This window comes from Halobacteriovorax sp. XZX-3 (assembly GCF_043196495.1).
Taxonomy (GTDB): domain Bacteria; phylum Bdellovibrionota; class Bacteriovoracia; order Bacteriovoracales; family Bacteriovoracaceae; genus Halobacteriovorax_A.
Map to the genome: position 1 here is coordinate 1110036 of NZ_JBEBMO010000001.1, position 20288 is coordinate 1130323.

The 20288-nt window shown below is 36.3% G+C and carries 25 protein-coding genes; 10 read left to right on the forward strand and 15 right to left on the reverse strand.

Going from position 1 to position 20288, the window contains the following annotated elements:
• The 3 genes from ABMA70_RS05215 to ABMA70_RS05225 form a co-directional block, all read right to left on the reverse strand.
• Nucleotides 1-1860, reverse strand: coding sequence for a hypothetical protein (locus ABMA70_RS05215; RefSeq protein ID WP_392991138.1), 1860 nt, complete (start codon nucleotides 1858-1860; stop codon nucleotides 1-3).
• A 97-nt stretch (nucleotides 1861-1957) separates the two neighbouring features.
• Complete coding sequence (locus ABMA70_RS05220; RefSeq protein ID WP_103216584.1) at nucleotides 1958-2515, reverse strand: peptidylprolyl isomerase; 558 nt, start codon at nucleotides 2513-2515, stop codon at nucleotides 1958-1960.
• Nucleotides 2512-3159, reverse strand: coding sequence for a DsbA family protein (locus tag ABMA70_RS05225; protein ID WP_103216583.1), 648 nt, complete (start codon nucleotides 3157-3159; stop codon nucleotides 2512-2514). Before ABMA70_RS05225 ends, ABMA70_RS05220 begins: the two co-directional genes overlap by 4 nt.
• Nucleotides 3160-3212: 53 nt before the next feature.
• Between ABMA70_RS05225 and ABMA70_RS05230 the strand changes: the two genes are divergently transcribed.
• From ABMA70_RS05230 to ABMA70_RS05240, 3 genes are all read left to right on the forward strand, one after another.
• Entirely contained in the window at nucleotides 3213-5099 is a 1887-nt protein-coding gene (locus ABMA70_RS05230) for a 7TM diverse intracellular signaling domain-containing protein (RefSeq protein ID WP_392991135.1), read from the forward strand.
• An 82-nt stretch (nucleotides 5100-5181) separates the two neighbouring features.
• A complete protein-coding gene (locus ABMA70_RS05235) occupies nucleotides 5182-6120 on the forward strand; it encodes an HD-GYP domain-containing protein (RefSeq protein WP_392991134.1) in 939 nt (312 codons plus the stop codon).
• A complete protein-coding gene (locus ABMA70_RS05240; protein WP_392991132.1) occupies nucleotides 6101-6424 on the forward strand; it encodes a hypothetical protein in 324 nt (107 codons plus the stop codon). The genes ABMA70_RS05235 and ABMA70_RS05240 overlap by 20 nt, the downstream gene beginning before the upstream one ends.
• Here ABMA70_RS05240 and ABMA70_RS05245 read toward each other — a convergent pair.
• Both ABMA70_RS05245 and ABMA70_RS05250 read right to left on the reverse strand, forming a co-directional pair.
• Nucleotides 6407-6781: a hypothetical protein gene (locus ABMA70_RS05245; RefSeq protein WP_103216579.1), complete on the reverse strand. Its 375-nt coding sequence runs from the start codon at nucleotides 6779-6781 to the stop codon at nucleotides 6407-6409. The two genes, ABMA70_RS05240 and ABMA70_RS05245, sit on opposite strands and share 18 nt — an antisense overlap.
• Nucleotides 6782-6783: 2 nt before the next feature.
• Nucleotides 6784-7893 carry a ParA family protein gene (locus ABMA70_RS05250; protein WP_392991130.1) on the reverse strand — a complete coding sequence of 370 codons (1110 nt, stop codon included), beginning with the start codon at nucleotides 7891-7893 and terminating at the stop codon, nucleotides 6784-6786.
• Between the two features lie 104 nt (nucleotides 7894-7997).
• Here ABMA70_RS05250 and ABMA70_RS05255 point away from each other — a divergent pair, with 104 nt between their 5' ends.
• Complete coding sequence (locus ABMA70_RS05255; RefSeq protein WP_392991128.1) at nucleotides 7998-8534, forward strand: GNAT family N-acetyltransferase; 537 nt, start codon at nucleotides 7998-8000, stop codon at nucleotides 8532-8534.
• Between the two features lie 4 nt (nucleotides 8535-8538).
• Here ABMA70_RS05255 and serS read toward each other — a convergent pair whose 3' ends face one another.
• A complete protein-coding gene (serS, locus tag ABMA70_RS05260; protein ID WP_392991126.1) occupies nucleotides 8539-9819 on the reverse strand; it encodes a serine--tRNA ligase in 1281 nt (426 codons plus the stop codon).
• Between the two features lie 91 nt (nucleotides 9820-9910).
• On the opposite strand from serS, the gene ABMA70_RS05265 reads away from it, so the two are divergent.
• Nucleotides 9911-10117: a hypothetical protein gene (locus tag ABMA70_RS05265; protein WP_103216575.1), complete on the forward strand. Its 207-nt coding sequence runs from the start codon at nucleotides 9911-9913 to the stop codon at nucleotides 10115-10117.
• Here ABMA70_RS05265 and lgt read toward each other — a convergent pair.
• Genes lgt through ABMA70_RS05280 form a run of 3 tightly spaced genes read right to left on the reverse strand, consistent with a single transcriptional unit; the run spans nucleotide 10074 to nucleotide 12260 of the window.
• A complete protein-coding gene (gene lgt, locus ABMA70_RS05270) occupies nucleotides 10074-10871 on the reverse strand; it encodes a prolipoprotein diacylglyceryl transferase (protein WP_103216574.1) in 798 nt (265 codons plus the stop codon). The genes ABMA70_RS05265 and lgt overlap by 44 nt on opposite strands.
• Nucleotides 10871-11338, reverse strand: a complete 468-nt coding sequence (locus tag ABMA70_RS05275; protein WP_103216573.1) for a DUF2489 domain-containing protein — start codon at nucleotides 11336-11338, stop codon at nucleotides 10871-10873. The genes lgt and ABMA70_RS05275 overlap by 1 nt, the downstream gene beginning before the upstream one ends.
• Before the next feature lie 22 nt (nucleotides 11339-11360).
• Nucleotides 11361-12260, reverse strand: a complete 900-nt coding sequence (locus ABMA70_RS05280) for a radical SAM protein (RefSeq protein WP_392991123.1) — start codon at nucleotides 12258-12260, stop codon at nucleotides 11361-11363.
• A gap of 29 nt (nucleotides 12261-12289) precedes the next feature.
• Here ABMA70_RS05280 and ABMA70_RS05285 point away from each other — a divergent pair, with 29 nt between their 5' ends.
• Nucleotides 12290-12595 (forward strand): hypothetical protein, encoded by a 306-nt coding sequence (locus ABMA70_RS05285; RefSeq protein ID WP_146037750.1) that lies wholly within the window; start codon nucleotides 12290-12292, stop codon nucleotides 12593-12595.
• Nucleotides 12596-12598: 3 nt separating this feature from the next.
• Nucleotides 12599-13423, forward strand: coding sequence for an RluA family pseudouridine synthase (locus ABMA70_RS05290; protein WP_103216570.1), 825 nt, complete (start codon nucleotides 12599-12601; stop codon nucleotides 13421-13423).
• Here the strand turns inward: ABMA70_RS05290 and ABMA70_RS05295 are convergent, their stop codons facing one another.
• From ABMA70_RS05295 to ABMA70_RS05305, 3 genes are all read right to left on the reverse strand, one after another.
• A complete protein-coding gene (locus ABMA70_RS05295; RefSeq protein ID WP_103216569.1) occupies nucleotides 13424-13645 on the reverse strand; it encodes a hypothetical protein in 222 nt (73 codons plus the stop codon).
• Nucleotides 13646-13695: 50 nt separating this feature from the next.
• The gene (locus ABMA70_RS05300; RefSeq protein WP_103216568.1) at nucleotides 13696-14241 is read right to left on the reverse strand and encodes a YceI family protein; all 546 of its coding nucleotides are present in this window, start codon (nucleotides 14239-14241) and stop codon (nucleotides 13696-13698) included.
• Nucleotides 14242-14334: 93 nt separating this feature from the next.
• Entirely contained in the window at nucleotides 14335-15354 is a 1020-nt protein-coding gene (locus tag ABMA70_RS05305; RefSeq protein ID WP_392991119.1) for an ABC transporter ATP-binding protein, read from the reverse strand.
• Nucleotides 15355-15478: 124 nt separating this feature from the next.
• Between ABMA70_RS05305 and ABMA70_RS05310 the strand changes: the two genes are divergently transcribed.
• Nucleotides 15479-15958, forward strand: a complete 480-nt coding sequence (locus ABMA70_RS05310; RefSeq protein WP_392991117.1) for a globin domain-containing protein — start codon at nucleotides 15479-15481, stop codon at nucleotides 15956-15958.
• Here the strand turns inward: ABMA70_RS05310 and ABMA70_RS05315 are convergent, their stop codons facing one another.
• On the reverse strand, nucleotides 15959-16369 hold the full coding sequence (locus tag ABMA70_RS05315) for a hypothetical protein (protein ID WP_392991115.1): 411 nt from the start codon (nucleotides 16367-16369) through the stop codon (nucleotides 15959-15961). It abuts the gene before it with no gap.
• A 64-nt stretch (nucleotides 16370-16433) separates the two neighbouring features.
• On the opposite strand from ABMA70_RS05315, the gene ABMA70_RS05320 reads away from it, so the two are divergent.
• On the forward strand, nucleotides 16434-16784 hold the full coding sequence (locus tag ABMA70_RS05320) for a NirD/YgiW/YdeI family stress tolerance protein (protein ID WP_392991112.1): 351 nt from the start codon (nucleotides 16434-16436) through the stop codon (nucleotides 16782-16784).
• Between the two features lie 15 nt (nucleotides 16785-16799).
• Here ABMA70_RS05320 and ABMA70_RS05325 read toward each other — a convergent pair whose 3' ends face one another.
• Nucleotides 16800-17096, reverse strand: coding sequence for a hypothetical protein (locus ABMA70_RS05325; protein ID WP_103216563.1), 297 nt, complete (start codon nucleotides 17094-17096; stop codon nucleotides 16800-16802).
• A gap of 111 nt (nucleotides 17097-17207) precedes the next feature.
• On the opposite strand from ABMA70_RS05325, the gene ABMA70_RS05330 reads away from it, so the two are divergent.
• Nucleotides 17208-18101 carry a 1,4-dihydroxy-2-naphthoyl-CoA synthase gene (locus ABMA70_RS05330; RefSeq protein ID WP_103216562.1) on the forward strand — a complete coding sequence of 298 codons (894 nt, stop codon included), beginning with the start codon at nucleotides 17208-17210 and terminating at the stop codon, nucleotides 18099-18101.
• Between the two features lie 35 nt (nucleotides 18102-18136).
• Here the strand turns inward: ABMA70_RS05330 and ABMA70_RS05335 are convergent, their stop codons facing one another.
• The gene (locus tag ABMA70_RS05335) at nucleotides 18137-20284 is read right to left on the reverse strand and encodes a hypothetical protein (RefSeq protein ID WP_392991110.1); all 2148 of its coding nucleotides are present in this window, start codon (nucleotides 20282-20284) and stop codon (nucleotides 18137-18139) included.
• Between the last annotated feature and the right edge of the window lie 4 nt (nucleotides 20285-20288).

Genomic DNA, 20288 nt, shown 5'->3' on the forward strand with positions numbered 1-20288 from the left:
TTAGATGCCTTCTCTATAGTCTCTTACAATTTTAAGAAGTTCTTTTACAATTGGTTTTAAATGTTTTTTCTCGTTTGCCACACGATCACTCTTTGGACTTACATTATCAGGGTCAAACGTTTGGTGTTCTCTAAAGTCACGAACAACATTGAAGATAGTAAGTGGGTCAAATTTCTTATACTTCTTCATCATAGAATCGACGATACGAGCAATACTATCACCTGTTACTCTTTCAAACTTGTTTATAATCGATGAGCGCATAACAACTTCAAGAAGAATATCATCAAATCTCTTCTTAGATTTTTTAGCAACAAGATGTAATAATTCAATATAGGAATCTTGAAATGCATCGATTTTATTTGCACGATATGTATTAATCTCTAAATCAGATTGACTCGCATAACTAGACTTAGCGATATTGATAAATTCATCTCGTGTAATCCATTCACCACGGCTTAAAATAAGCTGAGGATATTCACGTAGAATATCTCGCATACTAAAAATGGCATCCCAGCAAATACCATCACTCACCTCATAAAGACCAAAGCTAGATTTTGCCTTTTCAAAGTAATAGAATGGCTTTTGTAAATTTTCAATCTTATGTGAGTGCTTCTTTACCAGCCAATCATGATACTTCGGAGAAATCCCAATTTTAGAAATTAGGTTATACTTCTTTTGAGTTTCAAAAATTTCATCAAATTGTTCAAGGTACTCACTAGTTGAAAAATCAGCTATCGCTTTCTTTTCTTTTGTTTCTAAAAAGTCCACAATTTGAATAAAGGACTGAACAATATACTTCGCCTTATCTTTTTGTTCTTTAATGGTAGTGGAATAACGTTGAACATCATCGAATCGGTATTCATGATGATAAAGACCAAACTGTCTAATCGAACCATAATCGATGATACCACCATTCATAAGAATATTATCGCCATCCCAATCAAGCCAACAAAAGATATAATCATCTTCAAAATTAGCAGCAAGCTTTGCAAATACTTCCACCTGTTTCTTTAAAAAATAACGATATCTTGCCTTCGCAGTTTTTGGGACTCTTTGCCATTCACCATTAATCTTTTGGCGATCAATATAGTAATTAACAATATTTTTTAAAGCATCATAATTGGCCTGCTTTAGATGATTAAACATATGAGAAGGTCTAATTAAGTTACTATTGGCCCTAACATTAATTGAAATATTGTCTTTAAATTTAATGATGGCCAAACATCTCTCTGTCTCATAGTTATTCTTTTGCATAACTTCAGAGAACATTAGAGTTGCTAGTCCTTCATCAAACTCAGAGTAGCCACATCCATACGAAATAGATGGATCACCTGTTTTAAAGTATTTATTTTGTATATGGGTTGCAGGTGATAACTTTGTTGCTCCAGTCCCCTGACTCGAGATATCCCAAGTAAGCCCATTGTGCTCAACTGTACCATTCCAGATCGAGCGTCCATCACCCGAAGTCTTTCCCTGCTTATTTGGATGTTGTAGCTGCAAGTAGCGAGTTGCCATATAGCGATTTGGTAGAATCTCATCTTCTGGATACTCGATCCCATTTTCAATATCGTATTCATTGATAATCACAATCGAGAAAGTCTCAAGAATTCTTTGGGCCAAATCTTTAGTCAAAGTATTATCATGGCCTTCAGAAATTAAACCCATCTCTTTTGCCAATTCAAAATTAAAGTAAGCAACACTTCCCCCATGTCTTTTTCGGACTTGATACGTGATAAACGAATCCGGACAACTTTGCTGCAGAGGATGTTTTCCATTAATTTGACTAAATTTAGAATAATTTAAATTCGATTTACTAGATAACTTATTATTTGTTTTGCTACTTATCTTTAATGAGCCCATACCCAGATTATATCTTAACTAAATCAGCAAATTCTTCCCTACGAAGAATTTGCTATTTATAAATGCCATATCTGAGTATTTTGGTTTGTTTTGAGAATTAAGGTAGGACGTAAACCTTCTTAATCTCAATATTTGAAGCTGGAAGATTTTGAAATGGACCATTTCTTCCAGTTTTTGACTTCTTGATTCTATTAACAACGGCCATTCCACTAACAACCTTTCCAAATACAGCGTAACCATACTGAGATGGAGTCGGCCCTGAGTGATCCAGGAAGTTATTATCTTTTACGTTAATAAAGAATTGAGAAGTTGCAGAATTAATCACAGAAGTTCTTGCCATTGCAATTGTTCCAAGAACATTACTTAGGCCATTTGTTGCTTCGTTCTTAATTGGCTTTTCTGTTTTTTTCTTCTTAAGACTTGTATCGTATCCCCCACCTTGAATCATGAATCCGTCAATAACACGGTGAAAAATAGTTCCATTGTAGAATCCAGAATTAACGTAGCTTAAAAAGTTTTTTACTGTTTCGGGTGCCTTTTTATCATACAGCTTAATAGTGATGTCCCCATAATTTGTCTGCATCATAACCTTAGTGTCTGCATGAACGCTTAGGCCAATTAAGATAATAAAAAGTAGTTTTAATTTCAATTTCATTTTTCTTCCTCGAAGAATTTTTTAAAGTTAATAAATTCTTCGTGTTCATTATAATCTAAAAATTTATTTTTAGCGAGAAAGTCTATATTGTGGTTCCCCCAATAAAAATCATCGTCAACTTCAAATGTTGGAACACCAAAGACGCCTTTATCAAACGCTTCATTGATAACAAGCTTTAATTCTTTCTTCAAATTACGATCACTATCTAAACGTTCATACTCTTCTAGTGTCAAACATTTTTCAGTAATAAATTCTTTAAACTGATCATAGTCATTAAAATCATGACCGTATTTCCAACCAAAATGAAATGTATTAAGAATAAAGTTTGCCTGTTTTAATTTATCATCCCTAAGTCCAAGGGCCATTCTTAAGTAAGGTAAAGAATTGAACGGAAGCATTTTTGGTGAAGTAAGTTTTACTTCCATTTTATCCGCTGTCCTTAACGCCTCTTTAAATAAGTAGAGTGCTTTATTCTTAGTTTGTGCAGGAGCACTCATCTCATTTAATGCAAATAGCCTTCCCACCATCACTGGACAGAAGTTAATTTCATATTTCTCAGAAAGAAGCCCTGCGTCTAACTGCAACATACTTAAGTATGAGTAAGGAGATGTAAAATCAAAGTAGAAATTTAAGTTTTTTTTCATTTATATACACAATTGTTATTTAAAGATTGGTTCAAAAAAATTATACTCTCTTCGTGATCAAGTTCATTTATCGTTTCTTATTATTGCTTCTTCTTTTCATTCCAGCAAAAGAAATTCTCGCTACAGAGTCAATTGTACAAATTAATAAAGAGACTTTCAAAGATCAAAATCATAATATTTCAAAATATGTTGAATATAAGCTATCTGATAATAAAGAATACACACCAGATGGATTCACGACGAACGATAAAAGTGTTTTAAACTTAGAATACACAAATAAAAATATTTATCTTCGCGTTCAATTTAAAAACTCACTCGAGCATTCTGTACATAAAGAGCTGTATTTTAATACTCACACTTTTAGATTAAATGAAGTTTACTTTCTCAATCAAGACAGTAAGCAACTTTCTAATTTTCCTAAAGATAAAATCAATTCAAATACGACACTCCATAAATCGCTAAGTATCGATCTAAATCCAGGAGAGAAAAAAACGATTGTTATCAAAACTCATAGTCTTCATAAGTTTGATACAAAGGCCTTGCTTGCAGATACTAAATATATTCAAAAAACAGAGCAAACCAGGATAATTAGCTTATCTATTTATCTAGGCTTTATGTGTACGTTATTAATATATAACCTGATTCTTGGAATGATAAATAAAGAATCAATCTATATTGTCTACTCAGTGTTTATCTTTTTTATGATTAACTCTGTCTTAGCATTATCTGGATACACACAAGGAGTTCTTTCTTTAGACAACCATATTAAATACCTTGGTGTCTATGCAATGATTTCATGTAACTACTTATATAAGTTTACAAAAGATCTCTTGAGTATCGACTTCTTTAAGAAGCCTATTATTAAGAAGGCAGAAAAAATTTATGCTCTGATATCAATTACTCTAATCACCTCAACCGTCTTCTCTTTCTTTGATTCATATAATTTTATCATTGGACCACTTGTCGATATTTACGTCTTAACACTTGTGATCTTCATTATTTATATTTCGATATATACTAATATTACAAACCCAACGATTGAATCAAAAGTCTATCTTCTTTCATGGCTCATCATGAACGTTGGAATTTTTGCTTATTTTGCGACTATCTATGGATTCTTTACCGATAACGACTTCACTCAAAACTCTATCCTCTTAGGAAATATGGTTGAATCATTTACTCTTTCAATTGCCTTAAGCCTTAAGATAAATAGGCTACAAAAAGAGAATGAAATTAGCTTTATAAAGAATCTAGATAAGCAGAAATATATTCGCTTACTAAGAGTTCTTTCACACGATATTGCAAATTCTTTATTTGTTATCATTGGTTATTCAAGCCGTTATATTCGACGTGGTTACGTTGAAGAAGCTAGAGCGTGGCCAAAAGTCTATTCGGCCTGTATGCACATTAAAGATATTCTCGATAACGTTAAGGCCGAACAGGAATTAATTAATAATGAGCCACAGCTTGATTATGTAGAGATTAAGAGTTTACTGGATAATATTCAAACTATCTTTACACCTCAATGTGAACGAAAGAAAATCTCAATCGAGGTTCCTGAGGTTAAACAAGAGCTTAGAGTTTATTCAAATCTTGCCATCCTTACTCATCAGATTCTTGGAAATATCATCTCCAACTCAATAAAATTTACTCAAAACGAAGGAATGATAAAGATCTCATGTACGCAAGTGGATCAAGCTTTAAAGCTAGAAATACAAGACAACGGTATAGGGATAAGTAAAAAGAAGCTTGAACAAATCTATAATAAGATTGATACGGGAATAAGTTTTGGAACTTTAGGAGAAAAAGGTTCCGGTTTTGGTTACTTCATTATTCGCTCATATTGCGAATTACTTAAGATAAAGTTCACAATTGAGCGAAAACCCGTAGGTACTCTAGTCGCACTTTATATCCCCCTTAATAGTCCACAGAAGCTATAAGTTCAGATAGTTGTATAAATTCCTAATTCACCATAAAATTAAACTAATAGACTTTATTATTAGTTTTAATGAAATAGGATTTATGAATTACTACCCTCTAAGAATCACAACGATTGAGCCAGAAAGCGTTATACCGTTTGATTTGTATATTTACTTCAAAGAGACTTATCTTAAATATCAAGATGCTGGTACGGCCATATCACAAGAGAAGCTCGAAAAGCTAAATAAACAACAAGTTGCAAAGTTCTATATTCTTGAAAATGAAGTTGATAAATATCAGCAATATATTAAAGATCTTCTTGATTCGAAAGTTCAAGACTTTGATCTTCCTCTAGAAGAGAAAGTTGAAATTGTAGATGGTGCTTGTAAAACAGCGATTGAGCAGTCACTCAATGCACCAGAAAAAGAAGAAAATTACCAAATGACTGAGATAGCAGCAGTACAGCTTAAAAAAGTTCTCTCATCTGGCCCTGATGCTTTGAAGAAGTTCTTCGAAAAGAAAACAATCGATTCAAATTTAATTATCGAACACTCAATGAATGTTGCGACTCTTGCAACGAGACTTGCAATAAGAGTTGGTTGTAATGATAGTGACATCTCAAATATAGCCACAGCTAGCCTACTACACGATGTTGGTATCACGCGATTAAATAGCCAAGACCAAGAGCTATTTAAGAAACCAAAAGATGAACTCAGCGATGATGAAAAAAGAGTTTACGGCCTTCACGTAAAAGATGCAGTTAGTGCATTGAAAGACAAACCATGGGTAACAAAAGGTGTTCTTGATCTAATCGTAAACCACGAAGAAGTAAAAGGTGGTTCAGGACCAAATAAACTTAAGACATTGAGTTTGCCGATCATGATTATCTCACTCGTAAATACATACGACAAAATGGTTACAGTAAGTAAAATGAATGCTCGAGACGCACTTACAGAACTTACAATGAATCAACTTAATCACTATGAGCATGATGTGATTAATAAATTTAAGGATGTCTTAATTGATGAAGGTATTGTCTAGTCTATTCGTTTTAGTTCTTCTTCTCTCATCTTGCGACACAAAAGTCGTCGATGAGAATACTTGTGATATTGAGTCGATGAGATGCTATCGCGGTTATCCTCAATCATGTGACTTTATAAAAAAATGTAGTGGAATAAAGCATAAATTTACAAAAGCAGTATGTTCTAATGCTTTCAATGAACTCTTTAGAGGAGCAAATTCTAAAGATGTAATAAAAAAATACTCCCCTAAGATTCTTCATTGTTTCAACGATAAAGAGTTTCACAACTTCAATATCGATATGAAGCTAAGACCTAAAGATTGAATCTCTAAGTCTTTTAAATAGTGATCGCTGAGTTTTGATACGAGTTCTCGACTTGAGCATATTTTTAGATGAATCTAAATTAACAAATTCTTTTTCACGATTTTCAATATACTGATTAATCTCTAACTCTTTTTGTGCACTTGTGAAATTCTGACGAAGCTCTTTTGCGTGCAATTCATTTTTAGCAGTTATTTCTCTAGCTCTTTTTACGGCCTGATTAGCAACAGAACTCTTTTGGGCCTGAAATTTTCCGTCCCAAGGCCTTTGCTGCTTCTCTAATACTTCCTCAACGGCCGAAACAACTTCAACTTTCTTGGCCTGCTTCTTAGCTGTAATATCATTTAAACCAATGGCCATAATTAAAACCTATTACTTAAATTTCCAAAGTTAGCTTGCCCAAGTCCACCAAAAACTCTTGCCTGATGGGCCGGAAGTTCCTCTTGCTCAGACTTTCTAGTGTGATAGTTCGAAATCGCATGATGAATTTGCTTAAATAGCTCGACTGTATCCTTTGCAATGGGCTTTCCTGCTGCATGTTCTGCAATTGAAAGATTAAGGGCCATTGCCTCTTCAGCAGATACAGACTCTTTAATACCAACAGTCGTACAGCCTGCAACATTCTGATAGTACCAATTTAGAATATCGTTACTAAGTTTCTTATTCGTAGAATACTTAGTTGGAACAAAAATTGATTCAAAATCGAGTCTCATTTCATCTTTAAATTCTTTTAAAAAGTGAGAGAAAACTCTGAAGTTTCTAAAATTATTAATTTTACATTCAAGTGGAGAAACAAGAGCATCACTTGCTACAAGAGCATTAGTTGTCAGCTTATTCCAGTTTGGTGAACAGTCCATAATCACAAGATCAAAGTGTTCTTTTAAAGGATCGATAACTCTTTCCTTTAACCAAAATTCACGACGGTTAATATTATTAAGAGAGTCGTTTAAGGCAACAAGCTCTGGCGTCTCAGGAATAATAAAAAGATTTGGTAATCCAAGCTGAACAATGACTTCATCAAGAGTTGCCTCACCAGAGAAGTAATCACAAAGACCTTTTGTTTGATCTAATTTTTGAATTAATTCATCAAGGCTACCACTGTCATCAGACTCAGTGTCATAACCAAGTGACGTCGTCACATCTCCTTGAATATCAAGGCCTACGACACAAACGCGCTGTCCGTGAAGAGCAGCTGTGCGTGCAAGATTTAGTGCTAGAGTCGACTTAAGAACTCCACCTTTTGTTGTGAATACACAAACAGAAGTAGGCTTATCAAATTTTTTGAAATAACCAATTTGTTCACCAATTTGTGGAAGTAAATTAACCGGCCAACCTTTTCTAAAAATTGCTCCACTTCTATACTTGCGAGAAGCTGGAATTTGACCAGAAGATTCAAGATCTTGAATATCAAATTTTAGATTTGGGTCACCATATATATCGGCCACTTTTTTAAGTGGGTAGAAATTATCCATTATTAAGTCTCCTCCATAAGTACTTTACTTATAATTTTACGCATTTAGTGGAGGCTGTGTCAAAAAAATCATACTCACAAATAAAGCTATGATACTATTTGGATGTGGAAGCTCTAGCTCTTGATCATATTTACGACTTTAAAGGACACAAGGCGCAGATTCGCGAGATTAGTCCATTTGACAAGAAAATGCTTCTTGAAGGTCTGCACGAGATGGAGCCCAAGTCTATCTATCATCGTTTCTTTGGTGCAAAGAAAGGTTTAACAGCAAAAGAGCTTATCAATTTAACTGAATTTGATAAGAGATTTCATTATGCCATTGGCGTGGCAACGATTACTTCCCCTGCTCATCCAATGGGGGTTGCCCGTTTTGATATTCACCGAGATAATTCAAAAGTTGCAGAATTTGCGATAACAATCATTGATAAGTATCAAGGACTTGGTATTGGAAAGGAGCTACTAGGTTTATTAATCTTAGAAGCAAAGTCTCGAGGGATTAAAATTCTTGAGGGTGAGATGCTCAATACAAATACCCAAATGATTGCCTTGGCCCAATCCATGACAAAGACGCATGGATGTGAGCTCAAGTTATCACGAAGTGAACAAGGAGTTCAGACAATAAGCCTGATCCTTCCCTCTTAATCACCTACTGGCGGTTACGCCCTTTAAGAACTTCTTTTCCGCCCATATATGCTCTAAGTTTTTCAGGAACATAAACAGATCCATCTTCTTGTTGATGATTTTCAATAAATGGAACAAGAATTCTTGGCGTAGCAACCATTGTATTATTTAGCGTGAATACGTGCTTAACGTTTCCATCTGCATCTCTGTAGCGAGTATTTGTTCTTCTTGCTTGCCAGTCATGAAGTGCTGAACATGAGTGTGTCTCACGGTACTTTTCTTCACTTGGTACCCAACATTCAATATCGTACATACGGAATTTACCTGCACCCATATCACCCGTACAAACTTCAAGGATTTGATATGGAAGCTCAAGCGCCTTACAGAATTCTTCTGCTGCTTCAAGAAGTGACTTGTGCCATTTTTCAGACTCTGCTTCATCACCTTTACAGATAACGAACTGTTCTGTTTTTTGGAATTGGTGTACACGGATTAGGCCCTTTACATCCTTTCCATAACTTCCTGCTTCCCCTCTAAAACATGGAGAGAAACCTGCATATAAAATTGGAAGATCTGATTCACTTAGAATCTCACCACCGTGTAGACTATTTAATTGAACTTCAGCTGTTCCTGAAAGATAGATATCGTGCTCAGGAATATAGTAAGCATCTTCTCTTCCTGTCGGGAAGTGACCTGTACCATATAGTGCATCTTCTCTTGCCATCGATGGAGATGAAACAAGTGTAAATCCCTTTTCAGTTAGCATATCTAGAGCAAGACGGTGCATGGCCATCTCTAAAAGAACCATGTCATTTCTAAGAGAGTAAGAACGTGAACCACAAACTTTTGCGATATTTTTAAACTCTGCCCACTCATTCATTTCTAAAATTTCAACGTGGTGTCTTGGTGCAAATGAGAAATTTGGTTTATCACCTTCAACACGACTAACTACGTTTTCACTATCGTCTTTACCAACTGGTGCATCTTTTGATGGAACCATTGGAACAACGTACATCAGTGCCTTAAGTTTTTCTTCAAGATCACTAATTTCTGGATTCATTTCCTTAAGCTCGTTGGCAATTTCCTTACCTTCAGCAATAAGTTTTGGCCTGTCTTCGTTAGATGCCTGAGGGATTAATTTTGAGTGAGCATTTCTCTTCTCTTGTAAATCCTGCTGCTTTGTCTTTAATTCAGAGAGTTTCGAGTCAATTGTCAGTAGCTCATCTAGGTCTAGACCGATACGCTTATTTGCAATTACCTCTTTCATTAAATCAACATTTTCTCTGATAAATTTGATATCTAACACTATGCACTCCAGTTTATTTTTATAGTTGTTAGAATAACCTAAAACCACTAAAATTGACACTCTAAATTGCTTTAAAATCAGGGAGTTACTCATGGCATCATGTCGTTATTGTGGAAAGGAAATTACTTGGATGAAAGATGGGCGTAAAAACGTTCCAGTCGAAGGAGACGGTGCTGTCCACAAGTGTGAGAATATGATCAATGCCCGTAAGAGCTTCCGCAAAATCACTCCAACAGAGATCGATCCAGAACTACTTAAGCAGTATGAGAACGCGATAAATGAGAAGGCCAAAAAATAATAGCGGCCCCAATCAAAATCATTGCTAGACAATAGAATTGTCCCACAGAAAACAGGTTAAAGAAGAGCCCAATTTGTGGATCAGGAGTTCTAAAGAACTCAACAATGAAGCGACCAATTCCATAAATGATAAGAAAAAGGCCAGAGTTTAAAGCTGGTCTTTTTAAATTCTTTTTCAAAGTAAATAAAATGAGAAATAGGACAAATCCTTCGAGGAAGGCTTCATAAAGCTGTGAAGGATGGCGAGGGCTTGAGTCGTAAAGTCTTGGAAAAATCACTGCCCAAGAAACATCTGTCACTCTCCCCGCAAGTTCTCCATTGATAAAATTTGCGATTCGCCCAAACATAATGGCCGGGCCTACACTTGTTAGGACAATATCTGTTAGGGCAAAGAATTTAAGTCCGTGCTTTTTAGCGTAATAATATGTCCAAAGAGCTCCACCAATAAGTGCACCATGAAAGCTCATGCCACCTTGCCAAAAATAGAAAACGCGCTTTAAGTCTTGTGCATAGTAATTAAAATTATAAAAGAAGATATAAAAGAGCTTTCCACCTGCAAGCATCATAAAGAAGCCAGTGAATAAATAATTTAGATAGTGATGAAATGAGACACTTAGTCCCTCTCTTTTTATGAGGTATTTTCCTAAATAAAGTGTCCAGAAGTAGCCAAAGAAGTAGGCCAACCAATACCAAGCAATCTTAACTCCCAAAAAATCGAGAGCAATTGGATTAAGATTGTGGACATAGTATTGCATTAATTAACCGTGAGATTTGTGATTAGCTTATTACACTCGTTAGTTAAATTATCCATGTGTTTGTCTTCAATTGCAAATCTCTCTTTATCTTGTGAGAAACGCTCTTGTTTTGATAGCTCTTTTCGAGATTGGTGAGTTGGGAAATGTTTAATTTCCTCATACATTGAAAAGATAATCGGATACTCTTCGTTTTCAACAAAGTCCACGCGGTCAATAAGCATTCTTAAACGAATACAGGCTTCACTTGCCTCACATTGTTTTTGAACAAAGGCACGAGCAATTGTAATAAGACTATCGCGCACGAATGCCTGGCGCTCTTTTTCCTTTGCTTCCATCTTGTCATGTTCAGCAATGCGCTTTCTCGTCTCTTCTTTAAGCTTAATATAGAAAAAGCCTACCCCCATTGAAAGGATAAATACTAAAACTGATAAAATGATAAATGCGATATTGTACTGTTCTTGAGTCATGGCCAATTTATACTGCTAAATCCTACATATGTGAAGGTTTTGGTGGATATGTTCCCTCTGGAGCTTCAACAAACCACTGCTTAACCTGCTGAATTATCGTGGACTGATCTTGAGGAAGACTCCCTCCAATTGGATACATATTTGAGACGTGATTAATTCTAAGTAAAATTTCTCGAGAGGCTTTTATCCCAGAGAGAATGTCGTGCATCTCCCCTAGTATCTCCTTAGTCGTAAGCATTTCAAAGCCTCGTTGTACCATTCGGTAATACGGAGTCCCCTCAACCGCCATTGTCGTAAGAAATGACAGGTAATCTGGTGAAATTTCAGAAAGAACTCTCGCCGTCTCCTTTACATGAGTTTCCGTGTGCTTCTTTCCACCAAGCCCCAACATGGCAATCACCGATAATTTCATCCCTGCATCCATGACTTTTTTTGATCCATCAATCATATCTTGGGCGCTATTGCCCTTAACCGTCATATGGAGAACCTTGTCACAACCAGACTCCATCCCAAGATAAGCGATTCCTAGTCCTGCTTCCTTTAGGTAACGAAGCTCTTCTTCAGTCTTATCCAGCATATTCTGTGCTGTTGCGTAGACACCGACGCGAATATCGCCAAACTCCTCGCCAATTGCCAAAAGACTCTTATAAAGGTCTTCAGTTGGGGCCCCAAGCGCATCTCCATCACATAAAAATACTTTAGAGGGACGCATTTCAAATCGACGATAGTAAGCTGCCGCCTTTCTGATATCCTCGATTACCTCGACGCTGTTTCTCTCTTTATAAGTCTTAGATCGATACATATTGCAATATGTACATTTATTATTGGAGCAACCAATGGTTTGTTGTATAAGGAGAGAACGTCCTTCAGAAGGAGGACGGAAAACAGGTTCGTGATATTTTATCGGGAAATCGTAAAACATGGCGCTACCTTAATCGATTTGGATTATTTATGAAAGAATATATCATTGAATCATATGCAGAGAAATACCTAGTTACTTCTAATATTGAACCTGAGTTCAATATTCTTTGTGATACGAAGTCGATTGCTCACCACCTGGCCCTATCTCTTAATTTAGGAACAATGGAGACTCCTCTTCAAGGCCCTGAGCTTTTCACATTAATTGGAAATGTTCGCGGTATAAAAACATATAGCCTATCTCTTGTTTCACCAAACCTTAGAATTGATGAAGAGGCCGATATTAATGACTGTTGCCAGAGTGGATGCAGCGGTTGTCCTTACTTTAACGGGTATTAAATTATGACTAAATTTAGCATTACGGCCAAGGCCAATACAGATACAACAGCAGCGGACCTACTTGCAGAAAAATGTGCGAAGTCAGGAATTGAGCTTTCAAAAATTAAGATCAAAAATCTTATGAAACAAGGTGCTTGTTGGACAAAGACTGCAAAGCCAGAACGTATTCGCAAGGCCAAGACAGAAATAAAGCGCGGCCAAACAATTAAATTATATGTCGATCCAAATATCGGTGAATTCGATATGAGTTCAGTTCAATGTATGCATGAAACTCACCACTATGGCGTTTACTTCAAACCTGCTGGACTTCTATGTCAGGGGACAAAGTATGGCGATGAATACACAATTCTTCGCGAAGTTCACAAGCGCACTGGTCGCGAACCTTTTCTCATTCACAGGCTAGATAAAGAAACAGCAGGCCTTATGATGATTGCATATACAAAGAAAGCTGCTCGAGCGTTTTCTGATCAAATTAAGAATCACAAAATTCAAAAGACGTATCAGGCCGAAGTCAAAGGGAAGCCAGAAAAAGTTAAGCGTCTTGAGAGTGTTATTGATGGAAAAGATGCTGTTCTAGAATATGAAGTGAAGAAATACCTCGATAAAACTGCTCTTGTAGAAGTTAATCTTATCACAGGCCGTAAACACCAGATTCGTATCCAATTTACTGAACTTGGTTTTCCAGTTATGGGAGATAATCGTTATGGTAAAGGTAATGGAAACGACACAGGTCTTGCCCTTATCGCTTCAAAATTAGTTTTTGATGATCCGTGGAGAAGTGGAAATTTAGTGACTGTTGAGCTTCCTGAAGAAAAGAGATTATTTTAATTACTTCTTTGTATTTTTAATACTATCTAACGAGATATTCTTAACTTTCAAGTTAAGCTCTTTCGCAATTGATTTTTTAACGAGTTCATTTTTATAGTCGACGATTGGATTCTTACTTCTTCTATTGATTGGAAATAAGTATTGGTCTTTTTCAAAAAATGCGATGTCGATTCTTCCGGCTTTCATACGCCAAAACTTAACATAGATTAAACTGACGTGCATCTATTACTTAGACTTATGCTACGTGTTCATTTTTAGAATGTAATATCAAGCTATTGAACATTGAATTCTAAATCAACTTTGTCGTGAATAACCTTATCTGCCACAGTGCCCAATAAAGATGATCGATATTTAATGCCAAATTTTGTTCGGTCAAAGCTAACTTTCCCCGTGGCCTTCTTTCCATCGTAGATCATATCGAATGTTAGTGGACGTGTAATTTTCTTAATCTTAAAGTCAGCAACGACTTTATATTTATTCTTTGCAATCTTTGTAATTGATTTTGTTTCCATCATCGCCGTTGGATATTTTTCGATCTCAAAGAAGTCACTTTGGCGAAGATGATTTTGTAGCTTATCCTTCCACTCACCTTCAAGATCACGCACATCGATTGTATTCATCTGCACAGTAAAAATTCCCTTAACAGGTTCTCCTTTATCATTGTGCTCAATCGTTCCTTTTTGAAATTTAACATGGCCCCAGTGCTTGCCACCAACTTTACTTGCATGCCATTTCAAAAAGCTTTTATCTGTATCGATCTCTTTAGCGAACGCTAGAATAGAAAGTAAAATACAAAAACCGATAATCAGCAACTTCATTCACTATCCTCCAAAAACATAACAACGTTAATAGTTGTAAGTATTCTAAGAGAAAACGAGATACGCTAATAACTAAGTTTTCTTAAAGTTTGGTTAAACCGGTAAAAGAAAGGCATTCTCAAGATCAATAGCTAGTTTAACTTGAGAGCCAATGCTCACTTGAGAAGAGTCGGCCAATTGGAATCTTAGAATTTTTGCATTCATTGTCGCAACTTCAACAAAGTCATACTCTCCGTGCCTAATTATCGACTTAACTCGTCCTTTTAGTTGTCCCTCACCTTCAACAAGCTTTAGGTATTTTGGACGAAAGGCCAGATAAACAAATTGATTATTTGTTTTGAGATTATCAGTTACTTCAAATTGACCAAAGTCGTTCTTAACAACGACACGCTCACCTTTCCTCTCTGTGATTGGTCCTGCAACGAGATTAATCATTCCCCCGAAACGAGCGGCATCAATTGAGAGTGGCCTGTCATAGAAGTCTTGAGGCCTTTGATATGTTTGAAGTTTTGCTCCACTAAGATAAATAATTCGATCACTTAATGAATAAGCTTCTTTCAAGTTGTGAGTGACAAAAAGTAATGAGATTTCATTTTCTTTGAAAATTTCAAAAATTTCATGGCACAAGGTAGCCTTTAGAAATTCATCAATATTAGAAAATGGTTCATCTAGTAAAAGAACGTCTGGTGCAACAACCATTGATCTCGCAAAAAGAAGTCTTTGCAATTGTCCCGCCGAAAGTTGATCGAGCTTCTTATGATCTTTATATTCAAGGCCAAAGATTTCAATCATATCACGTACGCGATTCGTATCAGCACTTGGCTCATGGGCCAGTAAATGACTTTCAATATTTTCAAAAACCGTTAGGTCCCAGTTAAGATTATCAACACCTGAAACCATCTCAATTTTTAAGTTCTCGGCCTTCTCAACTTCTCCACTTAAGGGAGTTAGCTTTCCCGTAAGAATATTAAATAAAGTCGTCTTGCCTGTTCCAGAAGGACCAAGAAGAGTTAAAACCTCACCCTTATGGAGATCGAAAGAGATCTTATCAAACTGACAAATTGATTTTTGATCAAAATTATAAGTTAAATTATTTACCGCTAATACTTTCATTAACCCTAGACTCTCCCAATGAAGACAATCTGTAAATACAGGGTTTAAGCAGAATTTAAGAAATCTTTGTTCAAAAGAAAAAATGTTGCCTACGACAAGTAAATTAAACCCCTAAGGAGTCTTTATGAATTTTGACAAGGATCTGATTATTGAATCATTTGCGAGAATTGAGCCCAATTTAAAAAATTTCACAAATGCTTTCTTTGATAATGTCGTTATTCTCGAACCAGGTATGCAGAAAGTATTTGCTCATGCTGACCGAGTGCAACTAAAGGCATCCTTTATTAGGGCCCTAAGTATAACAGTCAATAATTTAAAGAACCCGGAATACCTGAAATACTACCTGCAGGGACTTGGCGGAAACCAGATTAAATACGAAGTTTCAGAGACTTATTTTCCAATATTTGAAGAAGCCTTCATTCAAACATTAATGCTTTTTCATATGAATTCTTGGACTCCTAAACTAGAGACAGCATGGCGCGATTGCTTCTACTATATCGCAGAGTATATTTCTGACGGCATGGTGGATGCGACCCTGCGTAGAGAGTTTGAAGAATTTTTAGAGAAGAAAGAACATGTCGACTCTTTTAAAAAGGCAGCCTAACTACTTTCTAAAAAGTGTTGATTTGATTGTTAAATAATCACTACCTTCTTGCCACGTTTCACTTACTTCAACTTCATCTTCTGCAACGAAGTAGAAACGTAAAGTAAAGCCGTCTTCTTTTGAATAAATTGTAAGCTCGTCATTGTTAATGAAGCCAGAAACCTCTCCTTTGTAATAAAGAAGCGGCCCTCTTACCTCAAAGACAGAATAGGGATATTCAGCACTAAGGCCATTACAATTATATCCACCCTCTTGTATTTTAAATTTCGAAGCATCGTAAAAAAGCTTAAAATAGATTTGAGAACATTTTTGAGTTGATTTTGGAGTTTTTGCAACACCTTCACCAATCCATTTCCCACCAATACTAGCAAATGATAATTGAGTAAATAATAAGAGAGTGATTAATTTCATGAGTTAATTATCTCTAGCTCTTGCCCTATAGTCAAAGGCCAACGACTTAAATATAATAATTGCTATGAATAAATTATTCCTTACCACGCTAATTTTTATTTTAACTTCTTGTGGCAGTTCAAAAACATTTTTGGGCCAAGAACAAGGAAGTGTCTACTCTTCGACAATATTAAAGAGAAACCCTAGTGATGGTGCAGAAGTTGCTTTAAAAGCACGAATTCATAAGAAGCTCAAAAATAACTACTACCTCGTTCAAGACCAAGAGGGCATGATTCTCGTGAGAATTCCTGAGAAGTTATTTGGCCTAGATACTGACTATAATTATCAAACCCTCTTTCTCCTGAAGGGTGAAACAGATAACGAATCAAAGCACTTCTATGTTGAAATAGAAGAGCTTGAAGTCATTAAGCCTTAGTCAGCTATTTGCCTACTAATCCTCTGAGCGACAAATATCATCTCCGTAGCGACGACATTCACCGTCTGAAGCACGAGAATCGCAATAAGGAGTACAGGCCGCATTGATTCCACAGAAATCTTCTTTATACCTACGACATTCGCCGTCAGAAGTTCTTGAAGCACAATGGGCAACGCATCGCCACTGACGATCCTGAGGTGGCCTGCCATCTTCAGTACAATAATAGCGAGTACCATCCACAACGACAGTTACATCTGCACTCACATTGGAGGCTAAAAAGAATAGAAATGTAATAAGAATGAGATTTTTCATCCATCCATTAACTCACAACCCTGACATTTTGTTTAGACTGGCCGCACATAAAGTTATGAATGACACTTTAGCTCAGGCATTTTATATTGAGCGAAACAATAAGGAGATCACATGGTTTCAGATATTTTTGACCCAAGTGCTTGGAAAGAAGTTGAAGGCTTCGATTTCAAGGACATTACATACCACCGCGCTGTAGATCAAGGGACAGTTAGGATTGCATTCAATCGCCCAGAGTGTCGCAACGCATTTAGACCTCAAACTGTTGATGAGCTTTACCGCGCCTTAGATCACGCAAGAATGTGGAGTGATGTTGGTGTTGTTCTTATTACAGGAAACGGGCCATCACCAAAAGATGGTGGTTGGGCATTCTGCTCAGGTGGCGATCAAAGAATTCGTGGAAAAGACGGATATAAATATGTTGATGGTGACGGAACTCCAGACCCAGCAAAACTTGGAAGACTTCACATCCTTGAGGTGCAAAGACTAATTCGTTTTATGCCAAAAGTAGTTGTTGCAGTAGTTCCTGGTTGGGCAGTTGGTGGTGGACATTCACTTCACGTAGTTTGTGACATGACGATCGCTTCAAAAGAGCATGCAATCTTTAAACAAACGGATCCAGACGTTGCTTCATTTGACTCTGGTTACGGTTCAGCATATCTTGCTCGTCAATGTGGACAAAAACGTGCACGTGAAATCTTCTTCTGTGGTTTCAACTATAGCGCCGAAGAAGCATTTCAAATGGGTATGGTAAATAAAGTTGTTCCTCATGCAGACCTTGAGAAGGTTGCGCTTGAGTGGGCCAAAGAGATGAATTCAAAGTCACCAACAGCAATGCGTATGCTTAAATTTGGATTCAATCTTCTTGATGATGGTTTAGTTGGTCAACAGCTTTTTGCTGGTGAAGCAACTCGCCTAGCTTACGGAACTGCTGAAGCACAAGAAGGCCGTGATGCTTTCGTTGAAAAGCGTGAAAAAGACTTCTCACAATTTCCTTGGCATTACTAAAATAAAACGGGGGCCTCCATGCCCCCTCGTTCTCTCTACTTCCATGAGAAAATTGTTGATAAATATTCTTTTGTTGCATTTTGACCTCGATCAATTATTGTCACCCCTATTTGATAGAACCCCTCAAGATCATATTTTCTTTTAAAAAAATTCTCACTGAAATGATTTGATACAGTGAACTCATCAATCGTTTTACGGTCCAATATTTCGGATTCATTTTCACCAGAGAGGATCACTTGATAAAGAGTGTACTTATAAAATAGTTTATCAGCACTCACACAATTATCATCGGCATCTTTAAAGTGGAATTTTGGTAATTGTTTTCTAAATAATGGTGAATAATCAATTCGAGCAACTTCTTTTTCATCAGGAGGGGTAAAATCAAAACGTATAGGATTTGTCTCGATAATGACTGATTTTCGATTCCTCTTATCAACTGATTGAAAGTATACTTGAACCTCTTCACACTCTTTATAACCTAATCTAATTAAATCATGGCCATCAAGAAGTAGTTGATTTGTATTTTGCGGGAGTTTCTTCCATTCAACTTGTAGATAACTTTCTTTAGAGTAGTATCCGTAGTAAATCTCATTTACCTCTGACTTGTATTGATGATTCCAATAAAACCTTAACGGAGCCACCTTTGAGCCCCAGTTAGGAACCGGAGATTCATGAATAAAGCGATATGGAAATGCGACGGAGTAATTATAGTTAACATCAATCACCTGCTTTGCACCTTGATAACTTTCAAAGAGATTTACTTCATAAATTTCATATTGATTTCTAGAAAGCATATGAGAACTAGAGTTGATCATCGAGTAATGTCCATTAAGACAATTAACCTGTTCAACATTTTCATTGCTCACATCAAGTAAGCGAACATAGCTCCCTTGAGAACAGTCGCCTTCGATTAGATGATCCATCGAAAAGATATCAATTCCCTTAGGGGCAAGTCTAATATCATCTGAAGGAATATAATCAAATGAAGTTGAAAAATTATTTGTTTTATAATCAATATAGAAGTCATGGCATTCTGCAAAGATGGTTGTCTCCCCCTCAAGATCATATTCTTCAGGATAAACAATAAATGCGCCATCATCTTGTCTTAGAGGGATGTTATGGCCATTAAGAATAATATTCTCTGATTTTTTTGTGTATAACCTTACATGACCATTGAGATAAGAGCGACCACAGGTCCCACTGATAATATGACGACCTCTTGCCCCTTCATCGTACTTTCCTTTAGGAGCAATAAAGTGAGGTGAAGTTTCGGCTTGCTTAAAATAATAAAACAACATTCTAAGATTTGATCGAAAGTCCCCATTTAACCCTTCGATAGGAACCTGGTAAAGCATTTGTCCAGACTTCTTTCGTGCCAAAATATCAAGTTTATAACTGAAGTTTCCATTGAGACAGTCAATAATATTCCCATCAACACTAACGCGATCAAAACCTTTACAAGTACCGATGATATCGAGGTTATCATCAAAGACACCGACGATAGTCTCACTTAGAAAAATTGAATGATCATCATTTCTAAATTTAATTGGCCTAACAGTAAAATCAGAACTGTTACCATATTCATCAACTTGATTAATATAAAGATAAGTCTCAATACTTTCGGCATTGATTTTTGAAAAATAGATTGGCGCAAGAAATATACCGTTAGAACAACCTGCAGTTTTCACAAAGTCTGCAATATAGCTACCTCTTATAAAGACCGTTCCTTTTTTCTTACATCGACCAGAAACGTAAATAGTACGCCCGTAGTAATATCCGGCCATCGGCGTATCAACGACAACTTTTCCAGGCTTCTTTGTCACCACATTAGGAATTGAAATGGTAATTGAATAACCATCTTGAGTAATAAAAACGTCCTGGCGACCTTCGATATTATCTTGAAAGAATAAAACCTTGCGATACTTGTCATCAAAGCATTGAGAAGAGTATGCCTGATCTCTTGCCAAGTTATTTGAAAAAAAAGATATCAAAAGATTATTTGTACATTCCCCTTCAATAACAACTCTTTGTCCATTTAATCTTCTAGAGACTAAATGTGCTGTAAGGGATCCTTTTACAAGTTGCTGAGTAGTATTGACAGAACTAATCGTACGACTACGTTCTTGGCAGCCTTCAAGAAGAAAGATGAGAATAAGAATGGTGTAAATATACTTATATTCCACACCA

Bases quoted from the DNA above. Each gene is read 5' to 3' on its own strand.
- ABMA70_RS05215 (WP_392991138.1), bottom strand. From the start codon at position 1,860: ATGGGCTCATTAAAGATAAGTAGCAAAACAAATAATAAGTTATCTAGT.
- ABMA70_RS05220 (WP_103216584.1), bottom strand. From the start codon at position 2,515: ATGAAATTGAAATTAAAACTACTTTTTATTATCTTAATTGGCCTAAGC.
- ABMA70_RS05225 (WP_103216583.1), bottom strand. From the start codon at position 3,159: ATGAAAAAAAACTTAAATTTCTACTTTGATTTTACATCTCCTTACTCA.
- ABMA70_RS05235 (WP_392991134.1), top strand. From the start codon at position 5,182: ATGAATTACTACCCTCTAAGAATCACAACGATTGAGCCAGAAAGCGTT.
- ABMA70_RS05245 (WP_103216579.1), bottom strand. From the start codon at position 6,781: ATGGCCATTGGTTTAAATGATATTACAGCTAAGAAGCAGGCCAAGAAA.
- ABMA70_RS05250 (WP_392991130.1), bottom strand. From the start codon at position 7,893: ATGGATAATTTCTACCCACTTAAAAAAGTGGCCGATATATATGGTGAC.
- ABMA70_RS05265 (WP_103216575.1), top strand. From the start codon at position 9,911: ATGGCATCATGTCGTTATTGTGGAAAGGAAATTACTTGGATGAAAGAT.
- lgt (WP_103216574.1), bottom strand. From the start codon at position 10,871: ATGCAATACTATGTCCACAATCTTAATCCAATTGCTCTCGATTTTTTG.
- ABMA70_RS05275 (WP_103216573.1), bottom strand. From the start codon at position 11,338: ATGACTCAAGAACAGTACAATATCGCATTTATCATTTTATCAGTTTTA.
- ABMA70_RS05280 (WP_392991123.1), bottom strand. From the start codon at position 12,260: ATGTTTTACGATTTCCCGATAAAATATCACGAACCTGTTTTCCGTCCT.
- ABMA70_RS05285 (WP_146037750.1), top strand. From the start codon at position 12,290: ATGAAAGAATATATCATTGAATCATATGCAGAGAAATACCTAGTTACT.
- ABMA70_RS05290 (WP_103216570.1), top strand. From the start codon at position 12,599: ATGACTAAATTTAGCATTACGGCCAAGGCCAATACAGATACAACAGCA.
- ABMA70_RS05295 (WP_103216569.1), bottom strand. From the start codon at position 13,645: ATGCACGTCAGTTTAATCTATGTTAAGTTTTGGCGTATGAAAGCCGGA.
- ABMA70_RS05300 (WP_103216568.1), bottom strand. From the start codon at position 14,241: ATGAAGTTGCTGATTATCGGTTTTTGTATTTTACTTTCTATTCTAGCG.
- ABMA70_RS05305 (WP_392991119.1), bottom strand. From the start codon at position 15,354: ATGAAAGTATTAGCGGTAAATAATTTAACTTATAATTTTGATCAAAAA.
- ABMA70_RS05310 (WP_392991117.1), top strand. From the start codon at position 15,479: ATGAATTTTGACAAGGATCTGATTATTGAATCATTTGCGAGAATTGAG.
- ABMA70_RS05315 (WP_392991115.1), bottom strand. From the start codon at position 16,369: ATGAAATTAATCACTCTCTTATTATTTACTCAATTATCATTTGCTAGT.
- ABMA70_RS05320 (WP_392991112.1), top strand. From the start codon at position 16,434: ATGAATAAATTATTCCTTACCACGCTAATTTTTATTTTAACTTCTTGT.
- ABMA70_RS05325 (WP_103216563.1), bottom strand. From the start codon at position 17,096: ATGAAAAATCTCATTCTTATTACATTTCTATTCTTTTTAGCCTCCAAT.
- ABMA70_RS05330 (WP_103216562.1), top strand. From the start codon at position 17,208: ATGGTTTCAGATATTTTTGACCCAAGTGCTTGGAAAGAAGTTGAAGGC.